Genomic DNA, 16,380 nt, shown 5'->3' on the forward strand with positions numbered 1-16,380 from the left:
CTCAATCCCGTCGTCGGCGTTCGCTGCGAAATGCAGCTTCAAGCCAAACACCGATCGAGCCCCGAGCGCAACGGGCTCCGGGGCGAGTCGTCAGGCCGCCGACGAAGCGGCGAGTGCGCTGCCGAGGTGCTCGGCGAGGTAGTCGTGCACGAGGCGCTTCGCCTCGGCGAGGTACCGTTCGTCGCCGTCGACCGCGCGCTCGTAGGCGCGGCTGATGAGCGCGTCGCCGATCTCCATCGCGACGCCGAGGCGGAACCGCAGCTCGGCCTGGTCGCCCTCGCCGCCGAACTCGGCCTCGATGAGCCGGGCCATGCGGTGCGCGAACTCGGGCTCCACATCGCCCTCGGCGAGCTCGCGCTGCGCGGCGTGCACGACGCTGAAGCCGGGCTCCCCGGCGTACATCTTCGCGCTGACGTCGAGCGCGACGTCGACGACGGTCCACCACGAGGCGAGCTCGGTGCGAGCCATCTCGTCGGCGACCCGCTCGCGGTACCGGTGCACCGAGCGCTCGCGGAGCGCGTAGAGCACGGCGACCCGGTCGGGGAAGTAGCGGTACACCGTGCCGATCGATGCGCCTGCGCGCTCGGCGACCATCTGGGTCGTCAGCCGCTCGAACCCCGATTCGTCGACGATCTCGGCGGCGGCGTCGAGCAGCGCGTCGAGGCGCTGGCTGGAGCGACGCTGCGTCGGCTCGGTGCGGACCGAGCGCCTCCGGCTCGGATCGGCCCCGAGGATCAGGTCGATGTTCGGCACGGAACCTCCTCAGTTGCTCGGTCCACTCTACCGGGCGTCGAACACCCGGCGTGCACCCGACGTTTCGCGACGTGTCCCCCGTGCATGACAGACTGTGTGGATGCCGGCGAGCTCCCCCACCCCGCCCGGTTCACGAGAGCGCCAGGTCCGGCACCGCGCCGCGCGCCTCGAGGACTGGTTCCACGACGTGCGCTCGCGAGGCGCCCGCCGTCGGGGTCACGTGCCGACCGTCGTGCCGTACACCGGCTACGGGTCGACCGAGTGGGTCCGCGTGTTCTGCCGCGTGCTCCTGTCGAAGCCCGTCGCAGCCGACGAGCCGTCGAAGCGCCGGCGCAAGCGTCGCGAACAGGGCATCCGCGGCTGGCGCAGCTTCACGAGCGTGCCGGTCGGCGACGTTCCGGTCGTCATCGAGGTCGGCGGCCAGACGATCGAGGTGCTCGCCGACCGCGGCGGCGTCGTCGACACGACGGTGCCCGCCTCGCTCGCACCGGGCTGGCACCGCGCGACGCTCACGACCGAGGGGGCGGAGCCCGTCGAGGCCCCGATCCGCATCGTCGGCCCCGACGTCGACTTCGGCATCATCAGCGACGTCGACGACACGGTGATGGTCACGGCGCTCCCCCGGCCGCTCGTCGCGGCATGGAACACCTTCGTGCTCGACGAGCACGCGCGCATCCCCACCCCGGGCATGGCGGTGCTGTTCGAGCGGCTCGCGCGGTCGCACCCCGGCTCTCCGGTCATCTACCTCTCGACGGGCGCCTGGAACGTCGCGCCCACGCTCACGCGATTCCTCTCGCGCAACCTCTTCCCCGCGGGTCCGCTCCTGCTCACCGACTGGGGCCCAACGCACGACCGCTGGTTCCGCAGCGGCCGCGAGCACAAGGAGGAGAACCTCCGGCGCCTCGCCGAGGAGTTCCCGAACGTGCGCTGGCTCCTCATCGGCGACGACGGCCAGCACGACGAAGACCTGTACGCACGGTTCGCCGCCGAGCATCCCGAACGGGTCGCGGCCATCGCGATCCGCCGGCTCTCGACGGGCGAGGCCGTGCTGGCCGGCGGGCGCACCAAGGCCGAGGAGCACGGCACCGAGGTGCCGTGGGTCTCGGCGAGCGACGGCTCGACGATCGCCGACGGGCTCGCCGAGGCCGGCGTCGTCTGATCGCGTCCGGCGCCCACCGCGACGACGGCGCGGCACTGATCCGAGAGCCGGGCTAGCGGGCGACGGCGCGGTCGCGCGACCGCCGGAACGACACGAGTCCGCGGTTGACCTGCCGCGCCCAGAGCGGGCCGCGGTAGATGAACGCCGAATACCCCTGCACAAGCGTCGCGCCGGCGTCGAGGCGGTCCTGCACGTCGGCAGCGGTCTCGACGCCGCCGACGGAGATGACGCACAGCCCGTCGGGCACGTTGCGCCGCACGAGTCGCAGCACCTCGAGCGAGCGCTCCGCGAGCGGCGCACCCGAGAGGCCGCCCGCGCCGATGGCCTCGACCGCGGATGCCTCGGTGCGAAGCCCGTCGCGCGAGATGGTCGTGTTCGTGGCGATCATGCCGTCGAGGCCGAGCCGCACGACGAGTTCGCAGATGCGCTCGACCTCGGAGTCGGCGAGGTCGGGCGCGATCTTCACGAGCAGCGGGGTCGTGCCCGACGCCTCGCGCACGGCCTCGAGGAGCGGCGCGAGCGCGTCGATCTCCTGCAGGCCGCGCAGGCCGGGGGTGTTCGGCGAGCTCACGTTGACGACGAGGTAGTCGGCGTACGGGGCCAGCAGTTTCGCACTGCGCACGTAGTCGCCCACGGCGTCTTCGACGGCGGTGACCCGGCTCTTGCCGATGTTGACGCCGAGCACCGGTCGGTGCGTGCGACGCGAGAGCCGCGAGAGGCGGCCGGCCGCGGCATCCGCCCCGCCGTTGTTGAAGCCCATGCGGTTGATCAACGCGCGGTCCGCGACGAGGCGGAACAGCCGCGGGCGATCGTTGCCGGGCTGCGCGATCGCCGTGATCGTGCCGACCTCGACGTGGCCGAAACCGAGCTGGCCGAGGCCGATCACGGCCCGCGCGTCCTTGTCGAAGCCGGCGGCCACGCCGAACGGCGACGGGAAGCGCAGGCCGAGCGCCTCGACCGCGAGCGACGGGTCGGGCGCGGTGAAACGCTCGACGAGCCGGCCGAAGCCGAGCGTCGGGAGGGCGCGGATGACCCGGAAGGCCAGGTGGTGCGCGTCTTCGGGGTCGAGCTTCGTCAGGAAGAGGGAGAAGAGGAGTCGATACATGCCGGGAATCAGGCTACCGGTCGTCGGGCCGACGCCGTCACTCGACGGGCCGGGCGGGCAGCCGGCCGTGCTCCTCGCGGAGCTGCTCGATCGCGGACTCGAAGTCGTCGAGCGAGTCGAACGCCTGGTAGACGCTCGCGAATCGCAGGTAGGCGACCTCATCGAGCTCACGGAGCGGCGGCAGGATGGCGAGGCCGATGTCGTTCGCCTCGATCTGCGACGCGCCGGTCGAGCGGATCGTCTCCTCGACCTTCTGCGCGAGCACGGCGAGGTCGGAGTCGGTCACGGGGCGCCCCTGGCACGCCTTCTTGACGCCGAGCACGACCTTCTCACGGCTGAACGGCTCGACGACGCCCGATCGCTTGATCACGACGAGGCTCGCGGTCTCGGTCGTCGAGAAGCGGCGCCCGCATTCGGGGCACTGCCGGCGGCGGCGGATCGACAGCCCGTCGTCGCTCGTGCGGGAGTCGATGACGCGCGAATCGGGGTGGCGGCAGAAGGGACAGTACATGGTGACCCCCAGCCTAGCGGCGTGGGAGCGGCGTCATTCCGCGCCGAACCGCGCCGTCACGGCCTCACCGTGCGCCGGCAGGTCCTCTTCGGCCGAGAGCGCCGCGATGACGGGCGCGACCTCGCGCAGCGCGGACTCGTCGTAGCGCACGACCTGCTGCGGTCGCAGGAACGTCGCGGCCGACAACCCCGACGCGAATCGCGCCTGGCCGCCCGTCGGCAGCACGTGGTTCGAGCCCGCCGCGTAGTCGCCGAGGCTCACGGGCGAGTACGGGCCGACGAAGATCGCGCCCGCGTTCTCGATGCGGGCGAGCACGGCCTCGGGGTCGCGCACCTGGATCTCGAGGTGCTCGGGGCCGAAGGCGTTCGCGAACGCGGCGGCCTGGTCGAGGTCGTCGACGTGGACGAGCGCCGACTGCGCACCGGTGAGCGACTGGTGGATGCGATCGCCGTGCTTCGTCGCCGCCGACCGGGCGGCGAGCCGGCCGAGCACCCGCTCGGCGAACGCGGGCGAATCGGTCACGAGCACCGCGGCGGCCAGCTCGTCGTGCTCGGCCTGGCTGATCAGGTCGGCGGCGACGAAGTCGGCGTCGGCACCGTCGTCGGCGATGACGAGGATGTCGGTCGGCCCCGCCTCCGCGTCGATGCCGGTGACCCCCTGCACGACGCGTTTGGCCGCGGCGACGTAGACGTTGCCCGGGCCCGTGACGAGCTGCACGGGCTCGAGCCCGAGGCCGGGCACGCCGTACGCGAAGGCGCCGATGGCTCCGGCGCCACCCATCGCGTACACCTCGGTGATGCCGAGGAGGGCCGCGGCACCCGCGATGGTCGGGTGCACGCGTCCGCCGTGCTCGGCCTGCGGCGGCGACGCGAGTGCGATCGAGCCGACGCCGGCGACCTGCGCCGGCACGACGTTCATGACGACGCTCGACGGGTAGACCGCCTTGCCGCCTGGCACGTACAGGCCGACGCGGCCGACCGGCTGCCAGCGCTGCTCGATGACGGCGCCCGCGGCGAGCTCGGTGCGACGCGATGCCGGGACCTGGGCCGCGCTCGCGGCGCGCACGCGTTCGATGGTGCGTTCGATCGCGTCGCGGATCTCGGGGGCGAGCGCGTCGCGTGCCGCCGCGAGCTCGTCGGCGGGCACCCGCACGTGCTCGGGCGTCACCCGGTCGAACCGCTCCGCCTGCTCGACGAGCGCGGACTCGCCGTGCTCGCGGACGGCCTCGATGAGCGCCCGGGCGGGCTCGAGGGCGGCCGAGACGTCGGTCGCGGCGCGGGGCACGAGTGCGAGCAGCTCGCTCGTCGATGGACGGGTTCCGCGGAGGTCGATCGTTCGCAGCATGGTGGCACCAGCCTACCGAGCGGCGCCGGCCGCCCGGCGGGCGGGCGTCACAAGAGGCAGTTCGGGCCGAGCAGGCTCTTGAGCTCGCCGTAGAAGTCGGCGCTCACGTCGACCGGGTACGGCAGCTCGAACACGCGCGCGGTGCGGCCGCGCACGAGCTTCAGTCGCACCTCGGTGTCGCCGCGATGCCTCGTCAGCACCTCGCCGAGCGCCGTGATGGTGTCGGTGGTCGCGCGCTGGTCGGGCAACGAGATCATCACCGGCCCGCTCTCTTCTCCTTGACCGAGGTCGGGCGTGAAGACGCTGAACGCGTGCAGGTTCATGCCGTCGTCGCGCATGCTGACCCGGCCGCGCACGACCGCGATCGAGTCGGCCTGGAGGGTCGGCGCGAACTCCTGGTACGCCTTGCCCATGAACATGACGGTGATCTCGCCCGAGAAGTCCTCGACCTGGATCATGCCGTACTGGTTGCCCGAGGCCTTCGCGATGCGGTGCTGCACGCTCGTCACGAGACCCGCGACGGTGACCGTGTCGCCGTCCTGCGTGGCGTCGGAGCTCATGAGGTCGGTGATCGTCGTCGACGCGTGCTTGGCGAGCGGAGCCTCGAGGCCCGCGAGCGGGTGGTCGGACACGTAGAGCCCCAGCATCTCCCGCTCGAACGCGAGCTTGTCCTTCTTCGTCCACTCGGGCCGATCGGGCACGAGCGACGGCGCGGCCTGCTTCTCGTGCTCGTCGAACAGGCTGTCGAAGTCGAAGCCGACGTCGCCGTTCTCCTCGGCGCGCTTCTCTTTCACGGCCGACTCGACGGCGCCCTCGTGGATCTCGACGAGCGAGCGCCGGGTGTGCCCCAGCGAGTCGAACGCGCCCGCCTTCACGAGCGACTCGACCGTGCGCTTGTTCGCGACGGGGATCGGCACCTTCTTCAGGAAGTCGTGGAACGACTCGAAGCGCCCCTCCTTCTCACGAGCACCGCGGATCGCGTCGACGACGTTGAAGCCGACGTTGCGCACAGCACCGAGGCCGAACCGGATGTCGTCGCCGACGGCGGCGAAGAAACCGATCGACTCGTTGACGTCGGGCGGCAGCACCTTGATGCCCATGCGGCGGCACTCGTTGAGGTACAGGGCGAGCTTGTCGCGGGCGTCGCCGACGCTCGTGAGGAGGGCCGCCATGTACTCGGCCGGGAAGTGCGCCTTGAGGTAGGCGGTCCAGTAGCTGAGCACGCCGTAGGCGGCGGAGTGGGCCTTGTTGAAGGCGTAGTCGGAGAACGGCAGCAGGATCTCCCAGAGCTTGCCGATCGCCTCGTCGGAGTAGCCGTTCGACTTCATGCCGGCGGAGAAGCCCTCGTACTGCTTGTCGAGCTCGGACTTCTTCTTCTTGCCCATCGCGCGCCGCAGGATGTCGGCCTGGCCGAGCGAGAAGCCGGCCACCCGCTGGGCGATCGCCATCACCTGCTCCTGGTAGATGATGAGGCCGTAACTCGTGTCGAGGATGTCCTTCAGGGACTCCGCGAACTCGGGGTGGATCGGCGTGATCTCTTGCAGCCCGTTCTTGCGGAGCGCGTAGTTGGTGTGCGAGTTCGCGCCCATCGGGCCCGGCCGGTAGAGCGCGATGACGGCCGAGATGTCCTCGAAGTTGTCGGGCTTCATGAGGCGGAGCAGCGCGCGCATCGGCCCGCCGTCGAGCTGGAACACGCCGAGCGTGTCGCCGCGCGAGAGCAGGGCGTACGCCTCGGCGTCGTCGAGCGCGAGGTCTTCGAGCACGGGGCGGAACCCGCGGTTGGCCTCGATGTTGTCGAGCGCGTCGTCGATGATCGTGAGGTTGCGCAACCCCAGGAAGTCCATCTTGATGAGCCCGAGCGACTCGCACGCCGGGTAGTCGAACTGCGTGACGATCTGACCGTCTTGTTCGCGCTTCATGATCGGGATGATGTCGATGAGCGGGTCGCTCGACATGATGACGCCGGCCGCGTGCACGCCCCACTGGCGCTTCAGGTTCTCGAGGCCGAGCGCGGTCTCGAAGACCGTCTTCGCCTCGGGATCGGTCTCGACGATGGCGCGGATGTCGCCGGCCTCTTTGAAGCGCGGGTGGTTCTTGTCGAAGATGCCCGTCAGCGGGATGTCCTTGCCCATCACCGCCGGCGGCATCGCCTTCGTGAGCTTCTCGCCCATCGAGAACGGGAAGCCGAGCACGCGCCCCGAGTCCTTCAGGGCCTGCTTCGCCTTGATCGTGCCGTACGTGACGATCTGGGCGACCCGCTCCTCGCCGTACTTCTCGGTCACGTACTTGATGACCTCGCCGCGACGACGCTCGTCGAAGTCGACGTCGAAGTCGGGCATCGAGACGCGGTCGGGGTTCAGGAACCGCTCGAAGATGAGGCCGTGCTGCAGCGGGTCGAGGTCGGTGATCTTCATCGCGTAGGCGGCCATCGACCCGGCGCCCGAGCCGCGCCCGGGCCCGACGCGGATGCCGTTGGACTTCGACCAGTTGATGAAGTCGGCGACGACGAGGAAGTAGCCCGGGAACCCCATCTGGCTGATGACGCCGACCTCGTAGTCGGCCTGCTTGCGCACGTCGGCGGGGATGCCGTTCGGGTACCGGAGGTGGAGGCCCTTCTCGACCTCTTTCACGAACCAGCTCTCTTCGTTCTCGCCCTCGGGAACGGGGAAGCGCGGCATGTAGTTGGCGCTCGTGTTGAACTGCACGTTGCAGCGCTCGGCGATCGCGAGCGTGTTGTCGCAGGCGTCAGGATGGTCGCGGAAGACCTGGCGCATCTCGGCGGCTGTCTTCAGGTAGAAGTCGTCGGCGTCGAACTTGAACCGGTTCGGGTCGTCGAGCGTCGAGCCCGACTGCACGCACAGCAGCGCGGCGTGGCTCTTCGCGTCGTGGGCGTGGGTGTAGTGCAGGTCGTTGGTCGCGACGAGCGGCAGGTTCAGGTCTTTCGCGAGCCGCAGCAGATCGGTCATGATGCGCTTCTCGATGCCGAGACCGTGGTCCATGATCTCGCAGAAGAAGTTGTCGGCGCCGAAGATGTCGCGGAACTCGGCGGCGGCCTTCACGGCCTCGTCGTACTGGCCGAGACGCAGCCGCGTCTGCACCTCGCCCGAGGGGCAGCCCGTCGTCGCGATGAGCCCCTTCGAGTAGTTCTGCAGGAGCTCGCGGTCCATGCGGGGCTTGAAGTAGTACCCCTCGATCGAGGCGAGGCTCGACAGCCGGAACAGGTTGTGCATGCCCTCGGTCGTCTCCGACAGGAGGGTCATGTGCGTGTACGCGCCGGAGCCCGAGACGTCGTCGCCGCCGCCGTTGCCCCACCGGATACGGGTCTTGTCGCTGCGGTGGGTGCCGGGCGTCAGATACGCCTCGGTGCCGATGATCGGTTTGATGCCCGCGTCGGTCGCCTGCTTCCAGAAGTCGTAGGCGCCGAACACGTTGCCGTGGTCGGTGACCGCGACGGCGGGCATCTCGTAGCCCTGCGCCGCCTTGATCAGCTCACCCACTCGCGCGGCCCCGTCGAGCATCGAGTACTCGGAATGCACATGCAGATGGACGAATGAATCGGCGGCCACGGGGCTCCTCATCGGGGTGGATCTCTGGGGTGTGCAACGAGTCTACGGCGACCCGGCCACATCGCGGCCCGGTCCCGCGCGGGTCGCGGGACGAGCGGCGTCAGTCGCCGCGGAGCACGTCGAGCGCGTGCGCGAGGTCGACCGGGTAGTCGGAGACGAACGTCGTCCAGTCCCCCGTGCCGGGATGCGTGAGCGAGAGCTCGTGCGCGTGCAACCACTGCCGCGAGAGCCCCAGCTTGGCCGACAGCGTGGGGTCGGCGCCGTACATCGCATCGCCGGCGCAGGGATGCCGCTGCGCGGCCATGTGCACGCGGATCTGGTGAGTGCGCCCCGTCTCGAGGTGCACCTCGAGCAGCGAGGCGTACGGGAAGGCCTCGAGCGTCTCGTAGTGCGTCACGGCGTGCTTGCCGTCGGCGGTGACCGCGAACTTCCACTCCGACCGCGGGTGGCGCCCGACGGGCGCGTCGATCGTGCCGGCGAGCGGGTCGGGGTGGCCCTGCACGACCGTGTGGTAGATCTTCTCGACCTCGCGGTCGTGGAACTGCCGCTTGAGCTCGGTGTAGGCGCGCTCGGACTTCGCGACGACCATGAGGCCGCTCGTGCCCGCGTCGAGTCGGTGCACGACGCCCTGTCGCTCGGGCGCGCCCGAGGTCGAGATGCGGAAGCCCGCCGCGGCGAGGGCGCCGACGACCGTCGGACCGTTCCAGCCGAGCGACGGATGCGCCGCGACGCCGGCCGGCTTGTCGACGACGACGAGGTCGTCGTCGTCGTGCACGATGCCGAGCTCGGGCACGGCGATGGGTTCGACCGCGAGCGTCCGCGGCGGCTCCCAGCTCACCTCGAGCCAGCCGCCGGCGCGCAGCCGGTCGGACTTGCCGACGACCGTGCCGTCGACGAGCACGCCGCCCGACTCGGCGATCTCGGCCGCGAGCGTGCGCGAGAAGCCCAGCAGCTTCGCGAGCCCGGCGTCGACCCGGATGCCGTCGAGCCCATCGGGCACGGGCAGCGAGCGGTGCTCCATCAGGCCTCGGCGACGGTCGCCGCGCGCGGCCCGTCGGCGTCGCCCGCGGCCGCCGGACCGCCCGGGGACGCTTCGCCGTCGAGGGGCGCCGCGCCCGCGGCATCCGCCACGTCGGCGGCCTTCGCCGCACGCGTCTCGCGCGTGCCGTCGAGGCCGACGCCGCGGATCGTGAGGATCATGAACAGCACCATGCTCGACACGATCGCCATGTCGGCGACGTTGTAGATCGCCGGCAGCAGCCACGGCGTCGAGATGAAGTCGATCACGTGCCCGAGCCCGAAGCTCGGCTCGCGGAAGAGCCGGTCGGTCAGGTTGCCGAGCACACCTCCGAGCAGCAGTCCGAACACGACCGCCCACGCGATCGAGCGGATGCGGCGGGAGAACCAGATGATGAACGTGATGACGCTCGCGGCGAGGATCGTGAAGATCCACGTCATGCCGCTCGCGAGCGAGAACGCCGCACCGGGGTTGCGCACGAACTGCCACTGGAGCACGGAGCCCAGCACCGGCACGACCTCACCCTCGGTGAGGTTCGAGACGACGAGGTACTTGCTCAACTGGTCGAGGCCGTACGCCGCGAGTGCGGCGCCGGCCAGGACCAGCAGGGCGGTGGTGGTGCCGACCTTGGCGGCCGGCTCAGCCGCCAAAGCCCTGGAAGGTCGGAGCAGGCTGCTCGGCGGGGGCCGAGAAGCCCTGGTTGCCCGAGACCTGCACCGGCGCGGCGGTGTCGAGCTCGCGCAGCTGGCCCTCGATGTAGCTCTTCAGCTTGGCGCGGTAGTCGCGCTCGAACGTGCGGAGCTCGTCGACGCGCTTCTCGAGCGCGACGCGCTCCTGGTCGAGGATGCCCATCTGCTGGCGCTGCTTGGCCTCGGCCTCGGCGACGACGCGGGCCGCGGTCGCGTGACCCTCGGCGATGAGCGCATCGCGCTTCTCGATGCCCTCGCGCACGTGCTCCTCGTGGAGGCGGCGGGCGAGCTGCAGCAGGTTCGTCGTCGAGGTCTGCTCGTCGAGCTCGGACTGGGGCGCGGCCGGCTGCGTCGGCACCGCGACGGTGGGCGGCGGGGCGGCGGGCTCCGTGTAGACGGCGGCGGGCGCGGGTGCGGCGGCGGGGGCCGGAGCGCTCGCGGCCTCGGCGGCGCGGGCCTCGGCGGCGGCGACGCGCTGGCGCAGCTCGTCGTTCTCCTGGTTCAGCCGGCGCAGCTCGACGACCACCTCATCGAGGAAGTCGTCGACCTCGTCCTGGTCGTAGCCCTCCCGGAACTTCGTCGCCTGGAAGCGCTTGTTGACCACATCTTCCGGAGTTAGCGCCATGGCTTCCCACCCTCAAATCTGTCGAACGGTTCGATCACGTTCTGCTAACGGTAGCAAACACCGCCTGCGAGTCGTGAGCCGCGTTCGACTTCACCGGTCACGCTCGCAGGAGATGCTCAGCCGACGGCGGATGCCGCGGCCAACCATGACACGACGGTCATGGCGACGATGACGACCAGCATCGCGAGGCTCCACCCGAGATCGAGTGCGACCTGCCCGATGCGGATCGGCGGGATGACCCGCCGGAAGAACTTCACCGGCGGATCGGTGACGGAATACACGGCCTCGACGACGACGAGCCAGAAGCCCCTCGGCCGCCACGACCGGTTGAACGTCCGCACGAGGTCGAGCACGAACCGCCCCCACATCACGAAGAAGTAGATGAGCAGCAGTGCGTAGAGGACGTTCCAGACGATGGAGAGCGCGCCCACCTGCGGCTACGCGTGCGTGAAGAACGACGCGTCGACGTCGCCCTCGGCGTCGCCCGCCTCGCCCGAGACGACGACGTGCGACGGCGACAGCAGGAACACCTTGCTCGTGACGCGCTCGATCTTGCCGTAGAGGCCCTGCGAGAGCCCGCTGGCGAAGTCGATGAGCCGGCGGGCGTCGCCGTCGGACATCTGCGAGAGGTTGATGATCACCGGCACGCCCTCGCGGAAGGACTCGGCGATCACCTGCGCGTCACGGTACTGGCGCGGGTGCACGGTCAGGATCTCGTTCATCTCCACCTGCGGGGTGCTCGGCTGGACGTGGTGCTTGCGGAGCGGCGTGACCGACGCCCCGGTCTTCGGCGCGGGCGCCGGAGCGGCGTGCACGACCGGTGCGGGCGTCGCCGGAGCGGGCGCGGCGGAGACCTGGGGGGCCTCCTGCTCGAGCTCCTCATCGGCGAGTCCGAGGTAGACCATGGTCTTCTTGAGCGGGTTCGACATCGATGCCTCCGTCTGTATTCCGTCTCTTCGAGGCTAACCGGCGGCCGGCCGGTTCCCGGTGATTGCCGTGCCGATCCGCAGGTGTGTCGCACCCTCCAAGATCGCGTCGCGGAAGTCGTGGCTCATCCCCATGGACAGCGCGGTCGCGGCGGGTGCGAGACGCGTCACCCGCTCGGAGAGCTCCCGCACGCGGGCGAACGCCGGTCGTGCGGGCTCGTCGAGCGGGGCGACGGCCATGAGCCCGCGCAGGTCGAGGCCGGGCGCCTCGAGCACGTGCTCGACGAGCGCCTCGAGCTCCGCCGGCGCGACGCCGCCGCGACCGGGATCGTCGGTGAGGTTCACCTGTACGAAGCAGTCGACCGACGTCTCCTCTGAGCGAAGCACGTCGACGAGCGCCGGGCGGTCGATCGAGTGGATCGCCGACGCGTACGCACGCACCTGCCGCGCCTTCTTGCTCTGGAGCTGGCCGATGAAGTGCCAGCGCAGCCCGAGGCCGGCGAGCTCGGCCGCCTTCGCCTGCGCCTCCTGGTGGCGGTTCTCCCCCACGTCGCGCACGCCGAGGGCGGCGAGGTCCGCCACGAGGGACGCGGGCTGGAACTTGGTCACCACGATGGTCGTGATCTCGGATGCCTCGCGGCCGGCGTCGGCCGCGGCATCCGCGATCGCCGACTGCACGGCGGCGAGCCGGAAGGCGAGGCCGCTCATGCGCCTCGCCTCCGGCTCGTGTCGCAGCCGCTCACTTGAGGAAGTCGGGGATGTCGAGGTCGTCGTCGCCGTCGTCGAACGCCGGGTCGGTCACGATCTGGTCGGCGGTCGAGGTCGTCGCCTCGCCCCAGTTGGCGGTCTCGACGAGCTCGTCGATGTCGATCTCCGAGATCACGTCGGCGGCCTCCTCGCTCAGGGAGTCGCCGATCGCCGGCGCGCCCACCGCGACCGGGACCCCGACCGCAGCGGCCGCGGCGGGGACGAAGTTCGAGCGCCGCGCCTCGACGGGCTTCGCGTTCGGCTCGCCGCCGTCGAAGCCCGCGGCGATGACGGTCACGCGCACCTCGTCGCCCAGGGTGTCGTCGATGACCGCACCGAAGATGATGTTCGCCTCGGGGTGCACGGCCTCCTGCACGAGCCTCGCGGCGTCGTTGATCTCGAAGATGCCGAGGTTCGAGCCGCCCTGGATCGAGAGCAGCACGCCGTGCGCACCGTCGATCGACGCCTCGAGCAGCGGGCTCGCGACCGCCAGCTCCGCAGCCTTGATCGCCCGGTCGGCTCCCCTCGAGGAGCCGATGCCCATGAGTGCGGAGCCCGCGCCCTGCATGACCGACTTGACGTCGGCGAAGTCGAGGTTGATGAGGCCGGGCGTCGTGATGAGGTCGGTGATGCCCTGGACACCGGCGAGGAGGACCTGATCGGCGGTCGCGAACGCCTCGAGCATCGAGATGCCGCGGTCGCTGATCTCGAGCAGCCGATCGTTCGGCACGACGATGAGGGTGTCGACCTCTTCCTTCAGGCGCGCGACGCCCTGCTCGGCCTGCGTCTGGCGACGCTTGCCCTCGAAGCCGAAGGGCTTCGTGACGACACCGATCGTGAGCGCGCCGATCGACTTCGCGATGCGCGCGACGACCGGAGCACCGCCGGTGCCGGTGCCGCCGCCCTCGCCGGCGGTCACGAAGACCATGTCGGCACCCGCGAGCGCCTCCTCGATCTCCTCGGCGTGATCCTCGGCGGCGCGGCGGCCGACCTCGGGGTCGGCACCTGCGCCGAGACCGCGGGTCAGGTCGCGGCCGACGTCGAGCTTGACGTCGGCGTCGCTCATGAGCAGCGCCTGCGCGTCGGTGTTGATCGCGATGAATTCGACTCCGCGGAGGCCGAGTTCGATCATGCGGTTGACGGCGTTGACACCGCCGCCGCCGATTCCGACGACCTTGATGACGGCGAGGTAGTTCTGGTTTGTCGACATGTCCGGCCTTCCGTGCGAACTCTGAACCCTGAACCTCTAGTCGAAGGTTAAAGTTTTGCTGAGTATGCAATTCCTGTCATGACGGTAGGTCGCGAGCCGGTTGCGCCGCGCAAGGCGGGCCCGGCGTGTCGCGATCCGGCCGTCGAGATGACGATCCGACCCCGCGGTCAGCCCGTGACCGGCGCTTCCGGTGACGAGACGTCATAGCCCGGGACGGTGTCGGGCGGGGCCACCACCATGAGCTTGGCGAGCACGTCGGCCTTCAGCCGCGAGTCGTTCGCACCGCCCCAGACGACGGGTACGCCGCCCGCGAGCTCGAGCCGCACGTCGTCGGCCGTCTCGGCCGTGGCGCCGACGAGCTGCGCACGGACCTCCGCGGGAAGGCTGCGCACGACGGCGGCGACCGCCTTGAACCCGTCGGAACCGACGCCGCCGTCGACCTCGATGAGCGGCTGGCCGTCGGGTCGCGCCTCGGGACGATCGATGACCACTCCGGCCCCGTCGACGAGCTCGAGCCCGCGGCTGCCCTCGATGACGCCGACCGGCGTGCGCTCGACGATGCGCACCACGAGGGTGCCGGGCGGGATCGTCTCGACCGAGTACGTCTCGATGAGGCGGAAGCCCTCGAGCGCCGCGTGGACCTCGTCCCTCGTGATGAGGGGCAGCGGCGTGCCGAGCTCGCCGTCGAAGGCGGCGGCGATCGAGTCGGCGGGGATGCGCGAGGCGCCCTCGACCCGAACCTCGCGAAGCGCCATGAGCGGCGAGTACGCACCCGCGACGATGCCGACGGTCACGAGCGCGACCGCTCCCCCGGCGACCCACCAGGCGAGGCGGCGCCGACGCGACCGCTTCGTGAAGCGCCGCACCTCCTGCTTCTCGTACCGGCGGCGCTCGCGCTCGGCCGCGGCGAGGGCGCGCCTTGCCGACTTCGCGTCGGCCGGGCCTCCCGTGGACGACGCCCCGTCGGCCGGGCCGCCGTCGGCGGCCGGGTCGGCGCCGCGAGCGGGCGATCCGGCGGCTGACGGACCGTCGGACGTACGACCGGGCCGGTCGGCGTGGGGGTCGCCGACGGGAGTGCGGACGGCCGGCTCGACGACGACGATGGGCTCGGTCGAGACCCGGTCGGCCGAGGCGGCGCCGCGGTAGCGGAGCGACGGCTCCGCCTCCGCGCCGGGCGCTCCGGTCGTGCGCGGCTCGGCGGGAGTCGGACTCGGGTTCGCCTCGGCCGACGCCGCGCCCGTCACCGGCCGAGGGCGCCGCGGGGCGCGCCCGTCGAAACCCTGCGGCCGCTTCACGCGCGGCCCGCCGTCACCCGCGCTCCCGCTCGAGCGAGCCGAGCAGCTGCGGCACGATGCGGTACACGTCGCCGCAGCCGAGGGTGATGACGAAGTCGCCCTCGTGGGCGATCTTCGCCGTGTGGTCGGCGGCCTCCTGCCAGTCGGCGATGAAGGCGACCTTCTCGGGGTCGGCGAATCGCTCGCTCACGAGCGCGCCGGTCACCCCCGGCACCGGGTCTTCACGGGCGCCGTACACGTCGAGCACGACGGTCTCGTCGGCGTACTGCTCGAGCACCTCGGCGAACTCCTTCGCGAACGCCTGCGTGCGGCTGTAGGTGTGCGGCTGGTGCACGGCGATGATGCGGCCGTCGCCCACGACCGTGCGCGCCGCGGCCAGCGCAGCGGCGACCTCGGTCGGGTGGTGCGCGTAGTCGTCGTAGACGCTCACGCCGCCCACGGTGCCGTGCAGCTCGAACCGGCGCCCCGTGCCCGTGAAGCGCGAGACGCCCTCGAGCGCCGCGGCCGGCTCGAAGCCGAGGCCGACGAGCACCGCGAACGCGCCGGCGGCGTTGATCGCGTTGTGCTTGCCGGGGATGCGCAGCGTCGCGGGGTAATCGGTGCCGTCGTACGCGATGACGAACGACACGGGACCGTCGGTCTCGATCGAGTGCACGCGCACCGAGGCGTCCGACGCCTCGCCGAACGTGACGACGTCGCCGTGCGCCAGCCGCTCGTGCACGCGCTTCGCGCCGGCGTCGTCGGAGGAGATGACGACGAGTTCGGATGCGCGGTCGGCGAAGTCGACGAACGCCTGCTCGAAGGCCTCGCGCGAGCCGTAGTGGTCGAGGTGGTCGGGGTCGACGTTCGTGATGAGCGCGACCGCGGTGTCGTAGAGCAGGAAGGAGCCGTCGGACTCGTCGGCCTCGACGACGAAGAGCTCGTCGGCGCCGGCGGCCGACGAGACGCCGAGGCCGTCGATCACGCCGCCGTTGACGAAGCTCGGGTCGGCGCCGAGCGCGAGCAGGCCGGTGACGATCATGCCGGTCGACGTGGTCTTGCCGTGCGCGCCGGCGACCGAGACGAGGCGCCGTCCAGAGATCAGCCAGGCGAGGGCCTGGGAGCGGTGCAGCACGGGCAGTCCGCGCTCGAGCGCCAGCTGGTACTCGGGGTTGTCCTGCCACAGCGCGCCGGTCACGACGACGGCATCGGCATCGCCGAGGTTGGCGGCGTCGTGACCGATGGCGATCTCGGCACCCAGTTCGCGCAGCGCGGCGATGTTCGCCGAGTCGCGGACGTCGGACCCGGTGACTCGGTGCCCGGCGCCGATGAACAGGCGCGCGATGCCGCTCATTCCCGACCCCCCGATGCCGACGAAGTGCACGGCGCCGAGCTCGGCGGGGATCTGGATCGAGAGATCGGGCTTGATGGTCACGTTCGGGCGCTCTTCCTC

At 71.0% G+C, this 16,380-nt stretch carries 15 protein-coding genes; 1 reads left to right on the forward strand and 14 read right to left on the reverse strand.

Translation table 11 applies throughout. The features are described from left to right. Positions 1-90: 90 nt before the first annotated feature. Positions 91-753: a TetR/AcrR family transcriptional regulator gene (locus tag AC3RJ6_RS14110; protein ID WP_491427702.1), complete on the reverse strand. Its 663-nt coding sequence runs from the start codon at positions 751-753 to the stop codon at positions 91-93. 100 nt (positions 754-853) lie between these two features. On the opposite strand from AC3RJ6_RS14110, the gene AC3RJ6_RS14115 reads away from it, so the two are divergent. Beyond that, positions 854-1,912 (forward strand): App1 family protein phosphatidate phosphatase, encoded by a 1,059-nt coding sequence (locus AC3RJ6_RS14115; protein WP_491427703.1) that lies wholly within the window; start codon positions 854-856, stop codon positions 1,910-1,912. A gap of 52 nt (positions 1,913-1,964) precedes the next feature. On the opposite strand, the gene AC3RJ6_RS14120 is transcribed toward AC3RJ6_RS14115, so the two are convergent. The 13 genes from AC3RJ6_RS14120 to murC form a co-directional block, all read right to left on the reverse strand. Continuing rightward, positions 1,965-3,017 (reverse strand): quinone-dependent dihydroorotate dehydrogenase, encoded by a 1,053-nt coding sequence (locus AC3RJ6_RS14120; RefSeq protein ID WP_491427704.1) that lies wholly within the window; start codon positions 3,015-3,017, stop codon positions 1,965-1,967. Between the two features lie 37 nt (positions 3,018-3,054). Continuing rightward, a complete protein-coding gene (gene nrdR, locus AC3RJ6_RS14125; RefSeq protein ID WP_491427705.1) occupies positions 3,055-3,528 on the reverse strand; it encodes a transcriptional regulator NrdR in 474 nt (157 codons plus the stop codon). A 33-nt stretch (positions 3,529-3,561) separates the two neighbouring features. Next, the gene (gene hisD / locus AC3RJ6_RS14130; RefSeq protein ID WP_491427706.1) at positions 3,562-4,872 is read right to left on the reverse strand and encodes a histidinol dehydrogenase; all 1,311 of its coding nucleotides are present in this window, start codon (positions 4,870-4,872) and stop codon (positions 3,562-3,564) included. Positions 4,873-4,919: 47 nt separating this feature from the next. Continuing rightward, positions 4,920-8,450 (reverse strand): DNA polymerase III subunit alpha, encoded by a 3,531-nt coding sequence (gene dnaE, locus AC3RJ6_RS14135; RefSeq protein WP_491427707.1) that lies wholly within the window; start codon positions 8,448-8,450, stop codon positions 4,920-4,922. Between the two features lie 88 nt (positions 8,451-8,538). Beyond that, positions 8,539-9,459 carry an RluA family pseudouridine synthase gene (locus AC3RJ6_RS14140; RefSeq protein WP_491427708.1) on the reverse strand — a complete coding sequence of 307 codons (921 nt, stop codon included), beginning with the start codon at positions 9,457-9,459 and terminating at the stop codon, positions 8,539-8,541. Further along, positions 9,459-10,106, reverse strand: a complete 648-nt coding sequence (gene lspA, locus AC3RJ6_RS14145) for a signal peptidase II (protein ID WP_491427710.1) — start codon at positions 10,104-10,106, stop codon at positions 9,459-9,461. Before lspA ends, AC3RJ6_RS14140 begins: the two co-directional genes overlap by 1 nt. Next, on the reverse strand, positions 10,096-10,770 hold the full coding sequence (locus tag AC3RJ6_RS14150; RefSeq protein ID WP_491427711.1) for a DivIVA domain-containing protein: 675 nt from the start codon (positions 10,768-10,770) through the stop codon (positions 10,096-10,098). Before AC3RJ6_RS14150 ends, lspA begins: the two co-directional genes overlap by 11 nt. A gap of 116 nt (positions 10,771-10,886) precedes the next feature. Then, positions 10,887-11,201, reverse strand: coding sequence for a YggT family protein (locus tag AC3RJ6_RS14155; RefSeq protein ID WP_491427712.1), 315 nt, complete (start codon positions 11,199-11,201; stop codon positions 10,887-10,889). A gap of 6 nt (positions 11,202-11,207) precedes the next feature. Further along, positions 11,208-11,699, reverse strand: a complete 492-nt coding sequence (locus tag AC3RJ6_RS14160) for a cell division protein SepF (RefSeq protein WP_491427713.1) — start codon at positions 11,697-11,699, stop codon at positions 11,208-11,210. A 33-nt stretch (positions 11,700-11,732) separates the two neighbouring features. Further along, positions 11,733-12,404 carry a YggS family pyridoxal phosphate-dependent enzyme gene (locus AC3RJ6_RS14165; protein WP_491427714.1) on the reverse strand — a complete coding sequence of 224 codons (672 nt, stop codon included), beginning with the start codon at positions 12,402-12,404 and terminating at the stop codon, positions 11,733-11,735. Between the two features lie 31 nt (positions 12,405-12,435). Beyond that, positions 12,436-13,653 carry a cell division protein FtsZ gene (gene ftsZ, locus AC3RJ6_RS14170; protein ID WP_491427715.1) on the reverse strand — a complete coding sequence of 406 codons (1,218 nt, stop codon included), beginning with the start codon at positions 13,651-13,653 and terminating at the stop codon, positions 12,436-12,438. 167 nt (positions 13,654-13,820) lie between these two features. Then, on the reverse strand, positions 13,821-14,948 hold the full coding sequence (locus AC3RJ6_RS14175) for an FtsQ-type POTRA domain-containing protein (RefSeq protein WP_491427716.1): 1,128 nt from the start codon (positions 14,946-14,948) through the stop codon (positions 13,821-13,823). A gap of 13 nt (positions 14,949-14,961) precedes the next feature. After that, a complete protein-coding gene (gene murC / locus AC3RJ6_RS14180; RefSeq protein ID WP_491427717.1) occupies positions 14,962-16,362 on the reverse strand; it encodes a UDP-N-acetylmuramate--L-alanine ligase in 1,401 nt (466 codons plus the stop codon). Between the last annotated feature and the right edge of the window lie 18 nt (positions 16,363-16,380).

It is taken from the genome of Agromyces cucurbitae (genome assembly GCF_058349945.1).